Below are 18,788 nucleotides of genomic sequence, written 5' to 3'. Positions count from 1 at the left end.
CGGGTTACCTGGTCGATTTTGATCGACGGCCCGCTTTCAAAAGCAGCGAGGGCTGAAGTTGACCGGAAATACAGGGCTACTTCAGACCTTCCCTAACGATCGCCTCACCAAAGCTGACTTTCCAATGACCCACTCACTGATACCTGGGTAGAAATTGTTATCTTCGGTAGCCGACGCCTGTAATTGCTCTGACGAGTGCCAAACATAACTGACGTATCAAAACCTTTACTCTCAAAGAGTTTAGATCCATTACAGGAATGTAATTCTCGCTTCACGTTTGTGACAGGGTCTTGCGTTTATATTTTAATCACCACCTTGAAGGAGTGATTAAACATGAAAAACCTCAAAGTCATTGCTGCACTTTCCGCTATGGTTGTTTCCTCTGCAGCTCTGGCAGAAGGCGGCGCTGATCGTGTCTATGGTCGGATGATTCAGGCCAATGAGCAGGCCATGCAAGAGTATGCTGCCGCTAACGGAAAGAATCCGCCTGAAGTTATTCATTACCGCTACGGCATGAAACTCGATATCGCCAGGGTCGTGGCCACTACCCCGACGGACTCTAGCTGCGGTGTGATGCCGGCCCAGATGACCTACGAGGACTCCAATGGCGATCTGAATATTCTTGAATACCGGGCAGCCGGGACAGGTTGCCGTAATCAAAACTAGATAAATGACATCGCGCTGACTGAAATGTAATTTCCAAGTCACCCTGACGTTATTTGGCATGTGGAAATATGACCAAGGCGTGCCTGGCTATGCCCGGCGCGCTTGGCACATATATGCGACCACACAATGACAACTGCCAATAACATCAGGAGCATTTATGAATAACAGAACCCTGTTAGGACTTTCTCTGCTCACTCTGAGCGTCAGTACCGGGCAAGCTGCAATGGCCGCCGGCGAGAAAGGCGAGGGATTTATCGAAGGCAGCAGCCTGACCATTCTCAATCGAAATCTCTACTTCAACCGCGATTTCCGTAAAGGCCAGTCCAGCAGCTCGGGTAATGGCTATTCGGAAGAGTGGGCGCATGGCGTGATAGGCAGATTCGAGTCTGGTTTCACCGAGGGCACCATAGGCTTTGGTGTCGATGCCTTTGCCATGCTAGGGCTCAAGCTTGACACCGGCGACGGCCGTTCTGGAGCAGGCGGCTCAGTCGACGTGATGCCTTACAACAGCCTCGGGCAGGCTGAGGACAACTACTCCAAACTGGGGGGCGCGGTGAAAACTCGGTTCATGGATACCGAGATCAAGGTAGGCGACGTCTTTCCCGTCAGCCCGGTCGTCCAATACGGTGATGCACGGCTTTTACCGGAGAGTTTCCGAGGTGTCACCGTGGTCAACAGCAGCGTGGAAGGACTGTCGCTTCAGGGCGGTCGCCTCCACTCGATGAGCCAACCCAATACCAGCAGCATGCGCGACGGCTTCGCTACCTTCTACGCGGGCGAAGTGGACTCGCCATGGATCGCCTATTTCGGTGGTGATTACACGCTTAATGACAACGTCGGCTTTAGTCTCTACACCAGCCGCCTCAAGGATGCCTGGAATCAATATTACGCGGGCACCACGCTGAGCTACCCGCTTGCGGACGATGTCGCCTTGATCGGCGGGCTGAACTACTACAAGGCGGTCGATGAAGGGAGGCAGCTCCTCGGGAGCTTCGATAACAACATCTGGAGCGGCAAGGTCGGCATCCAATTCGGCGCTCATACAGTGCTGGTGGGTCTCCAGCGCAACAATGGCGATGATGACTTCGACTACTTGCGCCAATCGGACTCCATCTACCTCGACAACTCCATCCAGTACAGCGACTTCAACTCGCCGAAGGAGAAGTCATGGCAAGTGCGCTATGACCTGGATATGGAGCCTTTCGGTGTGCCTGGATTGAGCTTCATGACTCGATATGCCCAGGGCTGGGATGCCGACTACAGCAACGCCAACGAAGTCTATATGCGCCGTGATGACAACGGCGATCCGTTGACCAACCAGAAGCGCTGGGAGCGGGACATCGAGGCCAAGTACGTTGTGCAGTCTGGGTCGTTGAAGGACATGTCCTTTCGCATTCGACAAGCCACGACTCGCGCCACCGACTTCGAGTCGGATTTGGATGAGTTCCGCCTGATTGTCGAGTACCCGCTGGAAGTTCTCTAACCCTGGCAAGCGAGCGGGTTGATTGCCCGCTCGCTCCTTGGTCCTGCTGTCCCCTCGTAGTGCTCCTTTGGTTTGGAGACAGCCCTTGGCGCCCTAGGGCGCCTTTTTTACTTAGGTTAAAGGACGTATGAAAATGAGTCGGCCACTACACACAAGCGGCCGTGCTGGCAGGCAGTACTACTGGGCGGGATATTCTGCAACGACCTGATCAGAACCCGTCTTGGTCAAGCCAATGACCTGGTAGGCATGCTGTACGCCATCGACTTCCATGCCGGGGGAGCCCGCCGGCATCCCGGGAACAGCGATGCCCAGCAGATCATCGCGCTTGGTGAGTTCGATGACCTGAGCCGCCGGCACATGACCTTCGACGAACTTGCCGTCAATCACCGCGGTGTGGCAAGACGCTAACCGTGGCGCGACGCCCAGTCTTTGCTTCACTGCTGTCATGTTGCTTTCAACATGGTCGACGACTTTGAAGCCATTCGCTTCGAGGTGTGAAATCCACTTCTTGCAACATCCGCAATTGGCATCACGATGGACATCAATCGTCAGGGCATCAGCTGCTTGAACCGCAGACGTGACGGAGAGAGCGGCCAGTAAGGCCAGATATTTAGCTTTCATGTACGTGCTCTTTGCCATCGGCGTGGGTGTGGGGCTTGGGCGAGGCGTTCGGAGCCTGCTCGGCGTGATGATCACCTCCGTTGGACGACGCCTCATCCCCAGCATGGTGGTCATCGCCACTCATATCCGAATGGTGACCTGCCTTAGGTGCGGAGCCACCCTCGCTATCCGTAGCCGCGGCATCGTGATGACCAGGCTCTCCAGCATCACCTGATCCATGATGGTCATCGCCACCGCCACTATTGTCATGATGGCCAGGCTTGTTGTCGCCGTGCTGTCCTTCATGGTTATGCATCTGCGTTTCCCCACCACCGTGCTGATGGCCGCCACTGGATGCGACGAGTGTTTGGTATTGCTTGGCATCCATCGCCGGCAGTTGGTTGAGGAAGGCAACCATGCCCCAGATGTACTCGTCTCCCATGCTCTTGCCCCACGCAGGCATACCCGTTGCCTTGATGCCATGCTTGATCACCCAGAACGCTGCTGACGGATTGCCATCGACACCGATCTTGGCGAGGTTGGGGGGCGCAGGATAAAGCGATTGGCTTAGCTCGGTCTCCGCCACACCTGGCGCCAAATGACAGCCGATACACATGGAGTTGTAGTTGCCCGCACCGGCGCGAATAAGAGCTTGATCATCCAGGTTGGGAACCTCGATGTCCCGCGAACGGACTTCGATAGAGCGGTCACGGGCCATCGTGAGAAACGCATGCACTGCAGGAAAATGGGGATCGTCGGCCCCCACGTTGACCACGCCAAAGTAGGCGCCGGCCAGGACAGCTGTGCTACCGACCACGCCGGCCGCCACCAAAGTTTTAATTGTTCTTTTCATGTCAGGTTCTCAAAACCACATCCGGATACCGGCGACAAAACGCGCCTCGTCTACATCACCGCCCTCGTCGCGCACCATGTCTGCCGTGTTGCCATAGGAGCGGCTCCAGGAAACCCCGATATAGGGGGCAAACTGCCTGACAATCTCGTAACGCAGACGCAAGCCGAGCTCGGTATTTGCCAACCCAGACCCCACACCTCGCTCAGGATCGTTCTTGCCGTAGAAGTTCATTTCGGCAGTTGGCTGGAGAATCAGCCGGTTGGTCAGCAGAATGTCGTACTCGCCCTCCAGTCGGGCAGCAGTTTGGCCATTCTCGCCGACGAAGGCCGTGGCTTCGGCCTCAAAGGCGTAAAGCGCCATGCCCTGGATACCGAAGGCGGCCCAAGTCTGCGGCGACTCCGGTTTGAAGTCCTGGCGAACGCCCGCGACGACATCCCACCAAGGGCCGATCGAGCGGCCGTACAGCAGCTGTAATTCAGCGTCCTCGGTAACGCCGTTGGTACGCTCGCCTTCGGAGCGGAACCAGACCCGGTTGATATCACCGCCTACCCAACCCGACGCATCCCAGGCCAGGGTGCTGCCCTCATCTGCGTCTTGGTATTCGAGCTGATCGAGCAGGAAAAAGCTGTTGATGGCGCTGTCATGCACCTTGTGGCCAGGCAGTGGCGGGAAAGCCGCTTGGCGATCAGCATCCGTCAGAACGGGAATCGGCGTACGACTGGTAGTTCTCGGGGCTTCAGCGGAGCCATGGTTCATCTTCGAATGATCCATGCCCTCCATCTGTCCCTGCATGGTGCCGTGTCCCATCTTGCTGTGGTCCATGGCTGGGGCCTTCTCTTGGCTCTGGCTGTGGCCCATCTGGCTATGGTCCATGCTGCCCGATTCGCTCTGCATGGCACCATGATCCATCTTGCTGTGATCCATGCCCTCCATCGGCGCTTTGGCGGAACCGTGGCCCATCTGGCTGTGGTCCATCGACATGGAGCCGTGCCCCATTGCCGAATGATCCATTTCTTCCGCAGCCTGGGTAACGCCACCGCTGAGTGCACTCAGCGACACGGCCAGCGCTATGAGGGACGGGCGTGAAAACCTAGTGGTCATGGTTCGAACCTGCTTCGGCTTCGGTGCCGCCATGCTTATCCATCATCTTCTCGTGCCCCATATCGTCATGGTTCATACCCTCATGATCCATGGCGCCATGATCCATCTGATGGCCAGCGGCCTTGCCTTTCGATTGATCTGCAGGCTTGTCACTGGCGTCGGGCGCAGCCGACTCGGCAGCATGTTGTTCGTGCTCGCTGTGCCCCTCACCTGCCAATGACGTCGGCGCGTGCAGAACAGCCAAAAGACTGAACATCGCTGCGCTGCCAAACAGGGCATTACGCTTCATAAAAGTACTCATCAGAAATCTCCTTTACTCATCCACACGGACTTCACGGAACATGCCCGTTTCCATGTGGAGCAACAGGTGGCAGTGATAGGCCCAACGCCCCAACGCATCGGCGGTCACCCGATAGCTGCGCTTGGAACCTGGCGGCATGTCGATGGTGTGTTTACGCACCAGGAAATTGCCGTTCGCATCCTCCAGATCACTCCACATGCCATGAAGATGGATCGGGTGAGTCATCATGGTGTCGTTGACCAGCGTGATGCGAACACGCTCGCCGTACTTGAGGCGCAGAGGCTCGGCGTCAGAGAACTTGATTCCATCGAAGGACCAGGAGAATTTCTCCATATGCCCGGTGAGGTGCAGCTCGATGGTGCGACTTGGCTCACGCCCGTCCGGATCAGGGAAGGTGCTGCGCAGGTCAGAGTACGTGAGGACGCGTCGGCCGTTGTCTCGCAAACCAATACCTGGGTCGTCCAGCTTGTGCGTCGGCGTCATGGTCTGCATATCGACCAGCGGATTGTTGGTCTCTGAGGCCGGGTGTGCCTGCATGTTGCCAGCCATGCCAGCCATGCCAGCCATGTTTGAATGATCCATTCCGGCCATCTGGCTGTGATCCATACCAGCCATGCCACCCTGCATGCTGCCATGATCCATTCCCGCCATATTGCCCTGATCCATCCCGGCCATGTTCCCGTGATCCATACCGCCCATGCTGCCGTGATCCATACCCATGTCGCCCATGGCAATCAGCGGACGCGGGTCGGGGCTGGGTACTGGTGCACTCAACCCCTCCTGTACAGCAAGGGTGCCGCGCGCATAGCCAGTGCGATCCATGGATTGTGCAAACACGGTATACGCCTGTTCGCTGTCTGGTTCGACGATCACGTCGTAGGTCTCGGCCACGGCGATACGGAACTCGTCGACGCTGACCGGTTTGACGTGCAGACCATCGGCCGCAACCACAGTCATCTTCAGGCCCGGGATGCGCACATCGAAATAGGTCATCGCCGAGGCGTTGATGAAGCGCAGGCGGATCTTTTCGCCTGGTTTGAATATGCCGGTCCAGTTGCCATTGGGTGCCTGGCCATTCATCAGGTAGGTGTAGGTGTAGCCACTGACGTCAGCGAGATCCGTCGGGCTCATCTTCATCTCGGCCCACATCTTGCGATCGGCTACGGCGGCGGACCAACCCATCTCGCTTACGTCATCGATGAAGTCACCAACGGTGCGTTTGTGCTGGTTGTAGTAGTCCGACTGTTTCTTGAGCTTGGCCAGTACCCGCGTTGGATTTTCATCCGTCCAGTCGCTCAGCAACACGACGTAATCACGGTCGTAACTGAAGGGCTCGGGCTCCTTGGCATCGATGACCAGCGCGCCGTATACGCCGACCTGCTCCTGCAGCCCCGAGTGACTGTGATACCAGTAGGTACCGTTCTGGTTGACCTTGAACTTGTACTCATACATGCCATCAGGGGCGATGCCATGGAAGCTCAGGCCAGGAACACCATCCATGTTCGCCGGCAGGATGATGCCGTGCCAATGGATGGAGGTGTCCTCCTTGAGGCGGTTGCGCACGCGCAATGTGACGGTATCGCCTTCGCGCCAACGAAGAATCGGCCCAGGGAGCGAGCCGTTGATGGTCATGGCCGTGCGCGCTGCGCCTGTGATGTTCACCGGGGTTTCACCGATGAATAGGTCGAATTCGTTACCAGTCAGTACGTTGGGCTGGCCGGGGCTGTTCACCGCCCAGACCGGCGTGCGCCACATGCCCATGCCGCCGAGAATACCGGCGGCGGCGAGGCCTTTGACGAAAGTACGTCTTGTGGTTTTGCTTTGCATGCCGTTATGTCCAATCCGTCAGATGAGCCGGTGATATGCATCCGGTCTCGGGTTCATTGACTGCTCCAGTGTCGGGAGATTTGATCTTCAAGCCTTGCGTGCTGCGCAAGTTCCCCCTGACACCAAGCAGTATGAAACTGCCATATCTCAACCATCCGGGTGATTACATTTCTGTAAGGTAGATGACTTCAGCAGTTGGTGTGCTCTGCTTGCTCGGTTGGACTGCTGGCTACAGGAGCCTCAACTTTCTGCTGCTGGGCCACCCGGTAGGCCTCCAGAGACGTCTGGCGTGCCTGCTCCATGCGTGCAAACGTGCGATCAGCACCGCCTTCGGCCATCGCCAGGCTGGAAACACTCAGGGCAGCAACTACAAACAGGGTTTTGATCGATTTCATTTCGTTAATCCTCAGAAGTTTAGAAGCCCCTGTAACTAGTGGGGACGAGCGTTAAGCTCGCAGCTACGTTAACCACGACGCCCTGTCAGCAACCTGATCCGAACATTACAGTTCTGTCAGTTTGCTATTTCTTTCTTGTAGGCCCTCCTGAAGGCTCGGTACTGTCTTCCTGCCCGCGCAGCCTTGCGGATTCCATGGGCCTGATCGGTAGCAATGCCTGAGCTAACTCGTTCATTCGCACCGACGGATCGCGACCATCAAACAATCAAGAGAGATAGCCACTATGTCGAACAAATCCAACGTAGCTACCGGTGCCGCCTTGGCTCTGGTGGCCGCCAGCCTGTTCTCCACCCTGCCCGTCCAGGCTGCTCAGGAAACCAAAGCAGCAGAAGTGAAGTGCTTCGGGATCAATGGTTGCAAAGGGCAGAACGACTGCATGACCGCGAAAAACGACTGCAAAGGCCAAGGCGAATGCAAAGGCCAAGGGTTCAAGTTGATGACCCAGACCAAATGTGACGAAGCCGGTGGCAAAACCAGCGAATAAGGCGGTTCAGGGGAGTGCATGCCACTCCCCTGCTGGAGTCTCGAATGAGTAAGCGCAAAACTCTGGGTTTCGGTCTTGGCCTTCGTAACGAGTATTACCGGCAGATCCTGGAGGAACGGCCTGCGGTCGACTGGTTCGAGATCATTTCCGAGAATTACCTGGTGGAGGGCGGCAAGGCTCTCTACTTCCTTGATGCGATCGGCGAGCACTACCCCCTGGTGATGCACGGAGTATCTCTTTCGATTGGCGGCTCACATGCCTTGGACATAGACTACCTACGACAGCTCAAGCAGCTGGCGGATCGGGTGCAGCCTCAGTGGGTGTCTGATCACCTGTGCTGGAGTCGAGGCAACGCCCATCAACTTCACGATCTGCTACCGCTGCCGTTTACCCAGGAGAGCCTGCTGCATGTCGCGGCCCGGGTGCGCTTGGTGCAGGATGTTTTGGAACGTCCCATCGTGCTGGAGAACGTTTCCTCCTACGTGCAGTGGACAACATCCAGCATGAGCGAGTCTCAGTTCCTCTCGGAGCTCAGTTACCTGACCGGGTGCGAGCTGCTTCTCGACGTGAACAACGTCTACGTCAGTTCGCGCAACCAGGGTTTCGACCCTTGGCAGTTCATCATGGAATTGCCGCACGAGCGGATTCGGCAAATTCACCTGGCCGGGCACAGCGATTACGGGCAGTACCTCATCGACACCCATGACCAGCCCATCGCTGATCCGGTTTGGTCTCTCTACAGCAAGACTTTGAGCTACTTGGGCCCGACATCGACCTTGATCGAGCGGGATGACCAGTTTCCGCCGCTGGAAGAGCTGTTGTCCGAATTAGCACATGCCCGTGCTATCGCCAAATCTGTGATATCGGGGGCCACCCCTTGAGCCTGATCGCCCTACAGACTGCATTTGAAACTTACCTGACAGGTGACAGTGCCCTGCCCTCCAACGAGCTTTTGGAGCAGATCCGAGGTAGCACAGCGCTGAGTGCTCTCGAAGGCCTGCAGATCTACCACAACGCTTACCGTTCGCGCCTGCTTGCGGTCTTGCGAGAAGACTTCCCTGCCCTGCTTCACTGGATCGGCAACGAATCATTCGAGCAGCTCGCACTGGCCTACTTGGCCGCCTGGCCACCACGACATTTCAGCATTCGCTGGCTGGGCGAGAAGCTGCCCGAGTTCATTAGCAGCTACGTCGAAGAACCCCAACTATCGCCGATGCGCGAACTCGCGGAACTGGAATGGGCCTTTACACTGGCCTTCGACGCTCAGGATGTCGAAGCGCTTTCGCTGGAGACCATGAGTGATTTTTCGGCTGAAGACTGGATTTCACTCAGGGTTTCCCTGACTGCATCTGCCCGGTGGTTGCAGCTGCAGTACAACACGCTGGAGTTGTGGAAAGCCGCCAAGTCCGGCAGCTTGCTGCCTGATGTTACCCGCCTGCCAACGAACCTAGCCTGTCTTGTTTGGCGTCATGAACTCGTCTGCCAGTACCGGAGCCTGGAGCCAGCGGAGGCTTCGGCATTGCAGTTTCTCATCGAGGGCGGATCGTTCGCTGAACTCTGCGAGTCGTTGAGCGCCACGCATGGCGAGCAAGCTCCCTTGCAAGCCGCGACCTGGTTGAAGTTGTGGGTCAACGACGGTTTGCTAAAGCGCGGCCAGCTATTACACGAATGACCCGGAACCTTTAGGCTAGCGCTCTCTCTTTGGCCACTCCGAGCGCTTCTATGACTCACCGCATCATTCATTTCAAACAGCAAGCCTTGCTTGACCCGGAGACCTATCAGGCAATGCTGGCCGACGGCGTTGGTCACTGGGAGCGGCTTGCAGGAGAAGTCGTCGGCATAGAAGACGAAAAAAGCCACGAGTTCGCTGCATTGAAAAGCCTGTTCAAGCGCAAGCGGTACTCCTATGACACGCTGGAAATGCGCGAGCCAGGCGATCACTCAAACTGGCTTCGCGGCCGAGATGGTTCAGAAGGTATGACCAACGAGGTCACCAGTATCCCAGGGCTAAAAGAGCTCTCAGAACTGGAGATTTAGTGGGATAGCAGGTCAGCGCTCAAGCGCTGACCTGGGCCGAATAGCCAAGCTCCTGGATGAGTTCGCGGATCGATTCGGCACTTTCTGTGCTCTCAACGGTGACCTTGCCGGCCGCTCGATCCACTTCTACTCGTGCATCCTGATCCAGAGCTTGAATGGCCTTCGTGATTTTGCTCACGCAACTGCCACAGCCCATCCCCGCAACACTCAGACTAAACATGTCTTTCACCTCATTTCGTCCGCGGCTCAAGTTACCGCACGGACAGCATCGACCTTGACACGATGGCAAGGTCAAGCCCGTAAGCGCTACAAAAGGATCAGCCGTTTACCACGGGCGTAAGGATGGGGGTTGGTGAACACACCACGACATGCCTTGCGCCCCTCGTCAGTGCGACGTATAGATTCTGGGGGGTCATAAGCTCAGGATGCAGGACAACCGAGACATCCGCCTCCAGCCCCTTGAGAAGTAATGTGCTGCCTACAGAGCGTCTTGCGATCGGTCGGGCAAGGTGTCTATTGCGCTCTCGCGCTTGAATGGCTGCACTCAGAAAGTCGGCAGCACCTCCCACCACCGCTTGCATTGCAGACCGGCAGCAGTACAGAACCTCCGGTCGGTATACACGTGCCCCGTGCTGCTCAGCGAGCGTATCGATCACACGGAGCGCTTGCCCCAATGTTGGCGCTGCTACGAAATCGATCGCCGCAGCCTCGGCCGCGGTCGGAGGCGTTCGGGCCCTTCCTGCACGCAGCGACTCCACGCGCGTTCGCAGGTTTGCTGCACCTACCCCCGTCATTACGCTGGAAGCAAACTCCACAAGTTGTGCCAGAGCATTGGCACCCTGCAAGTCAAAGTTCCTGGCGAAGTTGACGAGATCTCTCAGGTCGACGGCTTCTACGGCCATGGCACCGGGTGTCTGGCTCGTGAGCTGATGGCGACCTTGCACGTTGATGGAGTCCCCGATGATGAGGACGCTACCCTGAGCGTTGGGAGCTTCGGTTCTCGCGGCCACCAGTCGCTGCTGAACTTCGGTTCCGGCGTTTAGCTGCACCCAACGCACTTCTGCTGGAGCCGTGCGCAGATCCACCGGCTGACCAGCTTGAAGTTGTTGCCTTATGGCGAGCAGCCACTGCCCGAGGTTCTCAGCTCCAGCCAGCCGCCAGCGCCACGGTATCCTCAACTCTCCCGCTGCGGGAAACAGGGGTTGCACCTCATTCGCCCAATGCACCAGTCGATTGCCACGGAAGCTGAATATGGCTTGCATCGGGTCACCGAGCACGCAGGTCGGAAGCACCTGGGCCAAACCAGACACGATGGCGTGCTGGACGACGTTGCAGTCTTGGTACTCGTCGACAAGCAACCGTGCATAGGTGGCGCGAAGGGGCTGAGCGAGGTGACCGGCCTGCAACAACTGCATGGCGGCCTCCCGAATTGCCGGGTAGTCAGTATTGGGTTGATGCAGCTGTAGGATCTGCGGGTTATGGCCGCTTCGCGCTGGGAACTTAGCGATCAGGCGCATCGAGAATCCGTCAATGGTGGAGACTCGATATGCGGAGTTAGGAACACCGGCTCGTCTCAGGCGCGCCCGTAAGGCCGCAACGCCGGCGTTCGTATGTGTCAAGACGAGGATGGGTTTGCTCTGCGTATGCGCGATGAGCGTCTCGGCAATCAATTGCGTTTTTCCACAACCTGCGGGGGCCGTTATGGAGCCACGCTCGATAGCGAAAAGATCAATCTCAGGGGGCACTTGTAAACGTCCAGAGCTGATTCGTGACTGCCATGAAGCCCGGTTCGGCGTTCTGTAAAGACGGACCGACGATGTCCCTTGCAACCTCCTGATAGGTTGTCAGCGACTTGAACCAGCCGCTGTTGCGGATACGGGATGCGGTTCCCAGCAGCTCTCGTCTCTCAGGTGAGTACCCATCCACGAGTCGCTTGGCTCGGATATCGTTCAGCGTCACGCGGCCTTGGGACTTCGTCTGAATGTGTGCGTTCATCAGCTCTGCACCCACTATTGTTTCGGCTTTCGCCAGAAGTGCATCGAGTGCTTGCTCACTGAGATGGCGGAAGATCTCGTCCTCCAACGTGAGGCCTGGTCGCCATGTAAGAATTTGCCCGCCGGCGGCCAAGAATGCTTCAGCGAGCCCCGCGGTCGAAGGCTTGTCGGCATCTACAAAAACCATCACGCGGTAACCCAAGTTCAGAAGTGCTGTTCCCCGGATAAGACTGTTATCGGGGCTTCCCCCGCCGGCGTCCACATACGCGCCGCCATGGGCCAGGAATGAGGTAGCGCCAAGACTGACCCACCATTGGTCAAGGCCACGCGCGAAGCCAACCTCGCTGGCCCCCTCGCAAACGATGATGGATTTGGCGAGGAATGCTTCGGGGTCCTTCCGAAGGGTACTTTGTACCTCGTTGGCTTCCCCAGCTGGCATAACACTGTGGCGCTGAGGTGCTGACCGAACAACGAATAACTGGCTGCCGGACAGCTCGCGCAGCGCGACCGGCGAGTGCGTCGTCATGAACACTTGCAACGGAGCGGCAGCGTCCTTTGCACCCAGCGAGTCCAGGAATCGCATGAGCCGATGAGGTTCAAGCCCGTATTCCACCTCATCAACCAGGGCAATTGGCGCGGCGCTGGCCGCAGCCCTTTGAAGCCCTGCCACTAGCAAGCGTGACGAGCCCGTGCCAAGGGAGCGCAGCGGAATACCTGTTTCACTGTGCAGCGCGATCGCCCCCTCGCCAATCGACACAGAATGTGCGTCAAGGAGCGCCTGAGGCATAGCCCCGACCGAAACGCCAAGATGCTGTGCTGTGCGTTGCACGACCTCAAGCGTCTGGGTCAGATGTTCGGCTGCTTGATTGCCAAAGTTCGCTCTTGCTTGCCTAGCGGCGCGCGCCAGTTCAGCACCAAGCTCGGCGCGCTCATCGGTAAGTCGATTGAGCACTGAGCCACGACTCCACGACAAGTTCGAACTCGCAAAGCTGCCGATACGGGCGGGTGCTAGTGCCGCTCGTTCCTTCCAGGGAAGAGTGCGTTCGAGTTGCTGCTGCTCCGCACGCTCAGAAAAAAGTGTCCAGGTAGGTTCCAAATCGGCACCAACTTGCAGGAGCAAGGTGATAACGGTCTCCAGCCCCGCTCGCGGTTCGTCTTCGACTTCTCCCGTTCCTGGATTGAATCCACGCAAGAACTCGCCGTAAACATCGATATCCATCAGCGATACCGGCAAATCGCCAAGCGTCACACTGATGGTGATGGGTGTTTCGACGTTCAGAGCGAAGAAGTCCATGTCGCCGAACGTGCCGCCCCGGCGGGCACCGACGCAAAGGTCAATCGCATCTAGAATGCTGGACTTTCCACTATCGCCAGGACCTATGAGGCAGTTAATTCCTGGGGCCGGCACCCAGTCGAGCGCCTGGATAGATCGGAAGTTGCTGATAATCAGTCTGCGAATGCGGGCCACGGAGAGTCCTCATGGGTTAACGACGACCAGTCTCCTACCCGCAGCGGCAACAGTCCATCGAACGTCACCTCGTCACTATGTGTTGCGACAGATAGGTCGGACCGGAAACTACCGTACGGCATTTTCCGGTCAGATGCGCTTCTGAATAATCACCTGGTCGGTGGTATGGAAGCCTATCCGATGTCCGTTGATTTCAACCTCAGAGCATTGAAGACCACCGACGCCGAGCTGACACTCATCGCCAGCGCAGCAATCAAGGGCGACAGAAGATGCCCCGTCAGCGGGTACAGCAGCCCCGCTGCTAGCGGGATTCCCATCGCGTTGTAGAGGAACGCAAAGGCGAGGTTCTGCCTCATGTTTTTCACGGTTGCCACTGACAGGGTGCGCGCTCGCAGGATGCCCATCAGATCTCCCTTGACCAGCGTCACTTGGGCGCTGTTCATCGCCACATCGGTACCGGTGCCCATGGCGATACCTACGTCAGACCTGGCCAGGGCGGGCGCATCGTTGATGCCGTCACCCGCCATGGCGACACGACGGCCATAGCCCTGCAAATCGGCGACCAGTTTCTCCTTATCCTGCGGTTTGACCTCACCATGCACTTCCTCGATTCCGAGCTGCTTCGCCACGGCTCTTGCTGTGGTGAGGCCATCACCAGTGGCCATGATGACCTTTACGTCTTCGCTTTGAAGCTTGGAGACAGCCTGTTGAGAAGTAGGCTTGATCGGATCGGAAACGGCCAGGAGTCCCGCCAGGCGACCATCAACGGCCAAATAGATGATGCTGATGCCTTCCAGACGCAGTTGCTCGGCGCGATTGCGCAGCGGGGTAATATCGACGCCCGCCTCGTCCATCAGTGCGGTGTTGCCGAGCTGCAGCTGATGGTCATCGACCTGGCCGCGCACACCAATACCCGAGCCAGATTCGAAAGTGTCCGGTTTGACCAGTGCAATGCCCTGACCGCGCGCATGATCGACGATGGCATGAGCCAGCGGGTGCTCACTACCCTGGTCGAGACTAGCAGCCAGGCGCAGCACTTCATTGGAGTCGTAACCGCCTGTCCCTTCCGCACTATGAAATACGGGACGCCCCTCAGTCAGGGTTCCAGTCTTGTCGACGATGAGCGTGTCGATCTTGCATAGATTTTCGATGGCGCTGGCATCGCGGAACAACACACCGCTGCTAGCGGCCTTGCCAGTCGCAACCATGACGGACATCGGGGTTGCCAGACCCAGAGCGCAGGGACACGCAATGATTAGCACCGCCACCGCATTGATCAGGCCAAATACCCAGCCTGATTCCGGCCCTAATAGCCCCCAGCCGAAGAAGGTCAGAATCGCGATCAGGATCACCCCGACCACGAAATACCCTGCCACCGCATCAGCCATACGCTGCATGGGGGCCTTGGAACGTTGGGCTCTGGCCACCATCTGAACGATCTGCGACAGCATGGTCTCGGCACCGACCTTCTGCGCCTCCATCACCAGGCTGCCGTGGGTGTTCAGGGTGGCACCGATAAGGGCATCCCCTACCCGCTTGGTCACGGGTAACGGTTCTCCGGTAAGCATCGACTCGTCGACGGCGCTCTCCCCCTCTAGAACCGTACCGTCCACCGGGACTTTCTCTCCCGGCCGGACACGTAGGTGGTCGCCCTGATGGACATGTGTCAGCGGAATATCTTCTTCCTGGCCATCGGGCTTGATGCGACGCGCAGTCTTTGGTGCCAGCCTCAGCAGTGACTTGATGGCTGCCGAAGTCTGCGAGCGGGCCTTGAGTTCGAGCATTTGGCCCAACAGCGTGAGTGAGATAATCACCGCGGCTGCTTCAAAATAGACGCCGATACGTCCGTCCTGGGCAAAAGCCGCCGGAAACCACTGCGGAACCAAGGTAGCGGCCACGCTGTAGAGGTAGGCAGCGGCCGTTCCCAAACCGATCAGGGTCCACATGTTGGGGCTGCGGTGGCGGATGGAGTCAATGCCGCGGGTGAAGAATACCCAGCCACCCCATAGCGTCACGGGCGTCGCCAGAGCCAGCTCGACCCAGTTCTGGGTCGTGCCATGAAACAGTTGCAAGGAATGGCCGGCCATCGCCAATACGGTCACGATGACGGTCAACGGTAGGGTCCACCAGAACCGCAGCGAGAAGTCCTTCAGCTCTGGATTTTCCTCCTCTTCCAGCTCCGGGATGACAGGTTCCAGCGTCATCCCGCAGATCGGGCAGTTTCCGGGAGCCGGTTGACGGATTTCTGGATGCATCGGGCAGGTGTATTCAGCACCTACAGGTGTCGATGTGGGTGCTGGAGTCGCGTGCTGGTGATGCTCCCCATGAGACTGATGGCTCATGTACTGATGAGGATCTGCTTGGAATTTCTCTAGGCACTTCGCACTGCAGAAATGATAGGCCTTCCCTTCAAAGCTCTCGCGATAAGGGCCATCAGGTTTGACCTCCATGCCACACACCGGGTCGCGCTGGCTCTCGGAGTGGGCGTGCGAGTTATGTGAATGATCCTGGTCATGATGGCAGGAGGTCTTTTGCATGCGATCTATGTCCTTTCTTCGTCCTTGGAAACAGCGGTGCTGCTGGAGTGGGAGTGCCCGCCGTGATTGTGGCCAAACAGATGCATCAGCGGGCATAGCAGCAGGATGAGGTACGGCAGGGCCTGCGAAAGATGACCGTAATGCTCACGCGCTACATAGAAGATGCCGATTACGGCCAGCATGATCAGCGCAATGCCAATCTTGCTCTTCCAAAAAGGCGGCTCAGTGGTACTGGTGTGATGGGTATGGTCCACGACAATAGCCTCGTTTCAATGGCGGCCGGATCACTATAGGTGTCTCAGACTGGACGGAGTTGGCGAGTATCAATAAACGTCAGCGTACGGTCACCTTACCGACCATTCCCGACTGATAATGTCCTGGAATATTGCAGGCGAACTCCAGTTCGGTGGCGGCGGAGAAGGTCCAGATCAACTCTTCGCGTGCTCCAGGTTCGACAAGAACACTGTTGGGGTCATCGTGTTCCATACCGACCATCTTCATGCCGCCCATGGCATGGCCCATATTGCTCATGTCATGTGCACCTGTAGGGGACAGCGTGCCGTTCTGAAACATCGCGGCCATCTCTTTCTGGTGCGCGGCATGGGATGCCGCTTTGCCAAGATTGAATTCGTGTAGCAGTGCACCGTCATTTTTCAGGACGAAGCGAACTGTCTCGCCTGCTTTGATCTCCATTGCTTTGGGTTCGAAGAAGATGTCCCCCATCCGGACTTCGATGGTGCGATCTACTGCCTGACCGTCTCCCGGTTGCCCAATACTGTCTTTCTTGTGGCCCGGGCTGGCCAGCGCATTGGCAGCACTGAGCAGCAAGCCAAGGGTGGTGATTATGAAAGCGGGTCTGAGTTTCATGGTGTGCCTCTGAGGTGTTGAGGAGGGATGAGTCCCGATGCTAATGAGGTGCAGCTGGCGGTACGCTGACGTGAAAACTACATCGCAGTAAGGTTCGTCAGATCGGTGCTACCCAGCTCGCGGCCAACGGGTAGCACCGATGCCGGACTAACGCAGAGCAAACTCACCGACCATCCCCGCCTGGTAATGCCCAGGCAATGTACAGGCGAAGCTCAAACTGCCCGCCTTAGGGAAGGTCCACACGAACTCTTTGGTTGTGCCGGGCTCGACGAGAACCGCGTTCGGGTCGTCATGCTTGGCTTTGATGACTTCCGGATAGCCTGGAGGGTTGGAGTCTCCCATGCCATAACGCTCATGCCAGACAATGCGCTCGGCCATGCCGGTCGGGGTCAGTGTGCCGTCCTTGAACAAGGACGCCATCTTGCGCTGGTGCTCCAGCTGGGACGCTGCCTGCCCGATGTTGAACTCGTGCATCAACGCGCCCTCGTTCTTCAGAACGAAGCGCACGGTTTCACCTGGCTTCACATCGATCGTTTTCTGGCTGTAGTTGATGTCGTCCATCTTTACCAAGATGGTACGAGTCGCTGGCGTCGCCTGGGCCTGCTGCCCAATGCCATTGCTACTGCCGCCGACCTCGGCAAATGCCGGAAAGGTGGTGCTGATGAACAGAGTGCTGATCAGCAGTTTAAGGGGTAAGCGTTTCATGGTGAGACCTCGAGATGGGTGCTGGAAATCTCATGCTATTCCCCGCTTGCTGCCAGGCCGCTGACCCCAAAACTACAATTGCGTCAGCTGGGAAAAAGCACGGCGCCATAAAGGCGCCGCTAGGCCAAAGGAGCAATCACGGAAGGCCTGGAAGATGGGAAAATCCTTATCGATGGCACTCTTTGTCGGCCATCATTAGCTTGTGCTCGCGGATCATTTGAGCCAGCACGTCGTCTACCAGCTTGTCATGCTTTTCCATCCAGGCCAGATGCTCTTCGGCAGACATGTTTGGCGCGGGATGTTCGTTGTGCAGCTGGCTCATGATGTCTTCGAGCATGTTCATATGCTCCTTCATGTGCACATGCCGCTCGCCGACCGGGGCCTTCTCCGCCTGGATCAGCACGGCTTCTGCTTTGTCGCGCATCTGCTGGATGCGCTCGAATACACGGTCGCTGCCCCCTTCGGCCCAAGCCATGGAAGACAGCAGTAGCGAACCAACCAGAAGCAAAGGTTTCAGCGATTTCATGGGCAGTCTCCATCAGTGCAAACTATGGCCGGCACCTCTGCTTTTGGTCTGTCGAGGGCCGAGAGCACAACCTAGTACTCATGCTTGCACCCTAGACAAGCCACCCTGTCAGTGAGCTGAAGTCAGAATTACATTTTCGTAAGCTTCTGGTTGGGGCCGCGGTTTACCTGCAAACTCAGGCCACCCGACTTTTGGAGTCTGCACACATGAAACTACTGGTAGCTGAAGACGAACCCAAAACCGGTACGTACCTCCAGCAAGGTCTCACCGAGGCTGGGTTCAATGTCGACCGGGTTATGACCGGTACAGATGCCCTTCAGCATGCACTTAGCGAAGCCTATGACCTGCTAATTCTGGATGTAATGATGCCTGGGCTGGACGGTTGGGAAGTGCTGCGCATGTTGCGCGCAGCAGGAAAAGACGTCCCCGTACTGTTCTTGACGGCACGCGATGGTGTGGAAGACCGCGTAAAAGGGTTGGAGCTGGGTGCGGACGACTACCTGATCAAGCCATTTGCTTTCTCAGAGCTTCTGGCCAGGGTCAGAACGCTGTTGCGCAGAGGTAATGGTTCGCCGACGCAGACCACCATGAAAATTGCCGATCTGGAAGTCGATCTGATGAAGCGGCGTGCGATCCGTGGCGGGAAAAGAATTGACCTGACCGCGAAGGAGTTTTCACTGCTGGAACTGCTACTGCGCCGGCGCGGCGAGGTGCTCCCGAAGTCGCTGATTGCCTCTCAGGTTTGGGACATGAATTTCGACAGCGACACCAATGTTATTGAGGTTGCGGTACGCCGGCTACGCGCAAAAATCGATGACGATTTCGATCTCAAGCTGATTCATACCGCCCGCGGCATGGGATACATGATGGATGCTCCGGAGTGA

The 18,788-nt window shown here is 57.4% G+C and carries 21 protein-coding genes; 7 read left to right on the top strand and 14 right to left on the bottom strand.

Features of this window, described 5'->3' with window-relative positions:
• Positions 1-333 precede the first annotated feature (333 nt).
• Positions 334-666, top strand: coding sequence for a DUF2790 domain-containing protein (locus tag ACIGFL_RS22875; RefSeq protein WP_017675718.1), 333 nt, complete (start codon positions 334-336; stop codon positions 664-666).
• 157 nt (positions 667-823) lie between these two features.
• The gene (locus ACIGFL_RS22870) at positions 824-2,149 is read left to right on the top strand and encodes an OprD family porin (protein ID WP_024616830.1); all 1,326 of its coding nucleotides are present in this window, start codon (positions 824-826) and stop codon (positions 2,147-2,149) included.
• A 177-nt stretch (positions 2,150-2,326) separates the two neighbouring features.
• Here ACIGFL_RS22870 and ACIGFL_RS22865 read toward each other — a convergent pair whose 3' ends face one another.
• The 6 genes from ACIGFL_RS22865 to ACIGFL_RS22840 all read right to left on the bottom strand — a co-directional run bounded on the left by ACIGFL_RS22865 (position 2,327) and on the right by ACIGFL_RS22840 (position 7,226).
• Positions 2,327-2,770 (bottom strand): DUF411 domain-containing protein, encoded by a 444-nt coding sequence (locus tag ACIGFL_RS22865; protein WP_003246746.1) that lies wholly within the window; start codon positions 2,768-2,770, stop codon positions 2,327-2,329.
• The gene (locus tag ACIGFL_RS22860; RefSeq protein WP_004374646.1) at positions 2,760-3,602 is read right to left on the bottom strand and encodes a cytochrome c; all 843 of its coding nucleotides are present in this window, start codon (positions 3,600-3,602) and stop codon (positions 2,760-2,762) included. Before ACIGFL_RS22860 ends, ACIGFL_RS22865 begins: the two co-directional genes overlap by 11 nt.
• 9 nt (positions 3,603-3,611) lie before the next feature.
• On the bottom strand, positions 3,612-4,703 hold the full coding sequence (locus tag ACIGFL_RS22855) for a copper resistance protein B (protein WP_397487583.1): 1,092 nt from the start codon (positions 4,701-4,703) through the stop codon (positions 3,612-3,614).
• On the bottom strand, positions 4,693-5,004 hold the full coding sequence (locus tag ACIGFL_RS22850; protein ID WP_003246749.1) for a hypothetical protein: 312 nt from the start codon (positions 5,002-5,004) through the stop codon (positions 4,693-4,695). Before ACIGFL_RS22850 ends, ACIGFL_RS22855 begins: the two co-directional genes overlap by 11 nt.
• Before the next feature lie 12 nt (positions 5,005-5,016).
• Positions 5,017-6,831, bottom strand: a complete 1,815-nt coding sequence (locus tag ACIGFL_RS22845) for a copper resistance system multicopper oxidase (RefSeq protein WP_397498661.1) — start codon at positions 6,829-6,831, stop codon at positions 5,017-5,019.
• Positions 6,832-7,019: 188 nt separating this feature from the next.
• The gene (locus ACIGFL_RS22840; protein WP_003460125.1) at positions 7,020-7,226 is read right to left on the bottom strand and encodes a co-regulatory protein PtrA N-terminal domain-containing protein; all 207 of its coding nucleotides are present in this window, start codon (positions 7,224-7,226) and stop codon (positions 7,020-7,022) included.
• A 283-nt stretch (positions 7,227-7,509) separates the two neighbouring features.
• Between ACIGFL_RS22840 and ACIGFL_RS22835 the strand changes: the two genes are divergently transcribed.
• Genes ACIGFL_RS22835 through ACIGFL_RS22820 form a run of 4 tightly spaced genes read left to right on the top strand, consistent with a single transcriptional unit; the run spans position 7,510 to position 9,807 of the window.
• Complete coding sequence (locus tag ACIGFL_RS22835; protein WP_003460126.1) at positions 7,510-7,770, top strand: membrane protein; 261 nt, start codon at positions 7,510-7,512, stop codon at positions 7,768-7,770.
• Positions 7,771-7,814: 44 nt separating this feature from the next.
• The gene (locus ACIGFL_RS22830; protein WP_004374664.1) at positions 7,815-8,651 is read left to right on the top strand and encodes a DUF692 domain-containing protein; all 837 of its coding nucleotides are present in this window, start codon (positions 7,815-7,817) and stop codon (positions 8,649-8,651) included.
• The gene (locus tag ACIGFL_RS22825; RefSeq protein WP_003246754.1) at positions 8,648-9,442 is read left to right on the top strand and encodes a DNA-binding domain-containing protein; all 795 of its coding nucleotides are present in this window, start codon (positions 8,648-8,650) and stop codon (positions 9,440-9,442) included. Before ACIGFL_RS22830 ends, ACIGFL_RS22825 begins: the two co-directional genes overlap by 4 nt.
• Positions 9,443-9,492: 50 nt before the next feature.
• The gene (locus ACIGFL_RS22820; RefSeq protein WP_004374672.1) at positions 9,493-9,807 is read left to right on the top strand and encodes a hypothetical protein; all 315 of its coding nucleotides are present in this window, start codon (positions 9,493-9,495) and stop codon (positions 9,805-9,807) included.
• Positions 9,808-9,826: 19 nt separating this feature from the next.
• On the opposite strand, the gene ACIGFL_RS22815 is transcribed toward ACIGFL_RS22820, so the two are convergent.
• From ACIGFL_RS22815 to ACIGFL_RS22780, 8 genes are all read right to left on the bottom strand, one after another.
• Positions 9,827-10,027, bottom strand: coding sequence for a heavy-metal-associated domain-containing protein (locus ACIGFL_RS22815; RefSeq protein ID WP_003246756.1), 201 nt, complete (start codon positions 10,025-10,027; stop codon positions 9,827-9,829).
• 97 nt (positions 10,028-10,124) lie between these two features.
• A complete protein-coding gene (locus ACIGFL_RS22810; protein ID WP_033725463.1) occupies positions 10,125-11,552 on the bottom strand; it encodes a UvrD-helicase domain-containing protein in 1,428 nt (475 codons plus the stop codon).
• Positions 11,542-13,269, bottom strand: coding sequence for an ATP-dependent endonuclease (locus tag ACIGFL_RS22805; RefSeq protein WP_013715609.1), 1,728 nt, complete (start codon positions 13,267-13,269; stop codon positions 11,542-11,544). Before ACIGFL_RS22805 ends, ACIGFL_RS22810 begins: the two co-directional genes overlap by 11 nt.
• Positions 13,270-13,442: 173 nt before the next feature.
• Positions 13,443-15,806, bottom strand: coding sequence for a heavy metal translocating P-type ATPase (locus ACIGFL_RS22800; protein WP_012018611.1), 2,364 nt, complete (start codon positions 15,804-15,806; stop codon positions 13,443-13,445).
• A 5-nt stretch (positions 15,807-15,811) separates the two neighbouring features.
• Positions 15,812-16,060 carry a DUF2933 domain-containing protein gene (locus ACIGFL_RS22795; RefSeq protein ID WP_003246761.1) on the bottom strand — a complete coding sequence of 83 codons (249 nt, stop codon included), beginning with the start codon at positions 16,058-16,060 and terminating at the stop codon, positions 15,812-15,814.
• A 79-nt stretch (positions 16,061-16,139) separates the two neighbouring features.
• On the bottom strand, positions 16,140-16,673 hold the full coding sequence (locus ACIGFL_RS22790) for a plastocyanin/azurin family copper-binding protein (RefSeq protein ID WP_003246762.1): 534 nt from the start codon (positions 16,671-16,673) through the stop codon (positions 16,140-16,142).
• A gap of 147 nt (positions 16,674-16,820) precedes the next feature.
• A complete protein-coding gene (locus ACIGFL_RS22785) occupies positions 16,821-17,378 on the bottom strand; it encodes a plastocyanin/azurin family copper-binding protein (RefSeq protein WP_003139550.1) in 558 nt (185 codons plus the stop codon).
• 166 nt (positions 17,379-17,544) lie between these two features.
• Entirely contained in the window at positions 17,545-17,904 is a 360-nt protein-coding gene (locus ACIGFL_RS22780) for a co-regulatory protein PtrA N-terminal domain-containing protein (RefSeq protein WP_003246763.1), read from the bottom strand.
• A 206-nt stretch (positions 17,905-18,110) separates the two neighbouring features.
• On the opposite strand from ACIGFL_RS22780, the gene ACIGFL_RS22775 reads away from it, so the two are divergent.
• A complete protein-coding gene (locus ACIGFL_RS22775; RefSeq protein ID WP_004374688.1) occupies positions 18,111-18,788 on the top strand; it encodes a heavy metal response regulator transcription factor in 678 nt (225 codons plus the stop codon).

It is taken from the genome of Pseudomonas sp. NPDC077649 (genome assembly GCF_044542855.1).
In the GTDB taxonomy this organism is placed as follows: domain Bacteria; phylum Pseudomonadota; class Gammaproteobacteria; order Pseudomonadales; family Pseudomonadaceae; genus Aquipseudomonas.
Note: the sequence above shows the minus strand (reverse complement) of the source record. Positions and strands in the feature narration are given on the sequence as shown.

Excerpts from the sequence above, each read along its gene's own strand:
- ACIGFL_RS22875 (WP_017675718.1), top strand. The coding sequence starts at position 334 with ATGAAAAACCTCAAAGTCATTGCTGCACTTTCCGCTATGGTTGTTTCC.
- ACIGFL_RS22870 (WP_024616830.1), top strand. The coding sequence starts at position 824 with ATGAATAACAGAACCCTGTTAGGACTTTCTCTGCTCACTCTGAGCGTC.
- ACIGFL_RS22865 (WP_003246746.1), bottom strand. The coding sequence starts at position 2,770 with ATGAAAGCTAAATATCTGGCCTTACTGGCCGCTCTCTCCGTCACGTCT.
- ACIGFL_RS22860 (WP_004374646.1), bottom strand. The coding sequence starts at position 3,602 with ATGAAAAGAACAATTAAAACTTTGGTGGCGGCCGGCGTGGTCGGTAGC.
- ACIGFL_RS22855 (WP_397487583.1), bottom strand. The coding sequence starts at position 4,703 with ATGACCACTAGGTTTTCACGCCCGTCCCTCATAGCGCTGGCCGTGTCG.
- ACIGFL_RS22850 (WP_003246749.1), bottom strand. The coding sequence starts at position 5,004 with ATGAGTACTTTTATGAAGCGTAATGCCCTGTTTGGCAGCGCAGCGATG.
- ACIGFL_RS22845 (WP_397498661.1), bottom strand. The coding sequence starts at position 6,831 with ATGCAAAGCAAAACCACAAGACGTACTTTCGTCAAAGGCCTCGCCGCC.
- ACIGFL_RS22840 (WP_003460125.1), bottom strand. The coding sequence starts at position 7,226 with ATGAAATCGATCAAAACCCTGTTTGTAGTTGCTGCCCTGAGTGTTTCC.
- ACIGFL_RS22835 (WP_003460126.1), top strand. The coding sequence starts at position 7,510 with ATGTCGAACAAATCCAACGTAGCTACCGGTGCCGCCTTGGCTCTGGTG.
- ACIGFL_RS22830 (WP_004374664.1), top strand. The coding sequence starts at position 7,815 with ATGAGTAAGCGCAAAACTCTGGGTTTCGGTCTTGGCCTTCGTAACGAG.
- ACIGFL_RS22820 (WP_004374672.1), top strand. The coding sequence starts at position 9,493 with ATGACTCACCGCATCATTCATTTCAAACAGCAAGCCTTGCTTGACCCG.
- ACIGFL_RS22815 (WP_003246756.1), bottom strand. The coding sequence starts at position 10,027 with ATGTTTAGTCTGAGTGTTGCGGGGATGGGCTGTGGCAGTTGCGTGAGC.
- ACIGFL_RS22800 (WP_012018611.1), bottom strand. The coding sequence starts at position 15,806 with ATGCAAAAGACCTCCTGCCATCATGACCAGGATCATTCACATAACTCG.
- ACIGFL_RS22790 (WP_003246762.1), bottom strand. The coding sequence starts at position 16,673 with ATGAAACTCAGACCCGCTTTCATAATCACCACCCTTGGCTTGCTGCTC.
- ACIGFL_RS22785 (WP_003139550.1), bottom strand. The coding sequence starts at position 17,378 with ATGAAACGCTTACCCCTTAAACTGCTGATCAGCACTCTGTTCATCAGC.
- ACIGFL_RS22780 (WP_003246763.1), bottom strand. The coding sequence starts at position 17,904 with ATGAAATCGCTGAAACCTTTGCTTCTGGTTGGTTCGCTACTGCTGTCT.
- ACIGFL_RS22775 (WP_004374688.1), top strand. The coding sequence starts at position 18,111 with ATGAAACTACTGGTAGCTGAAGACGAACCCAAAACCGGTACGTACCTC.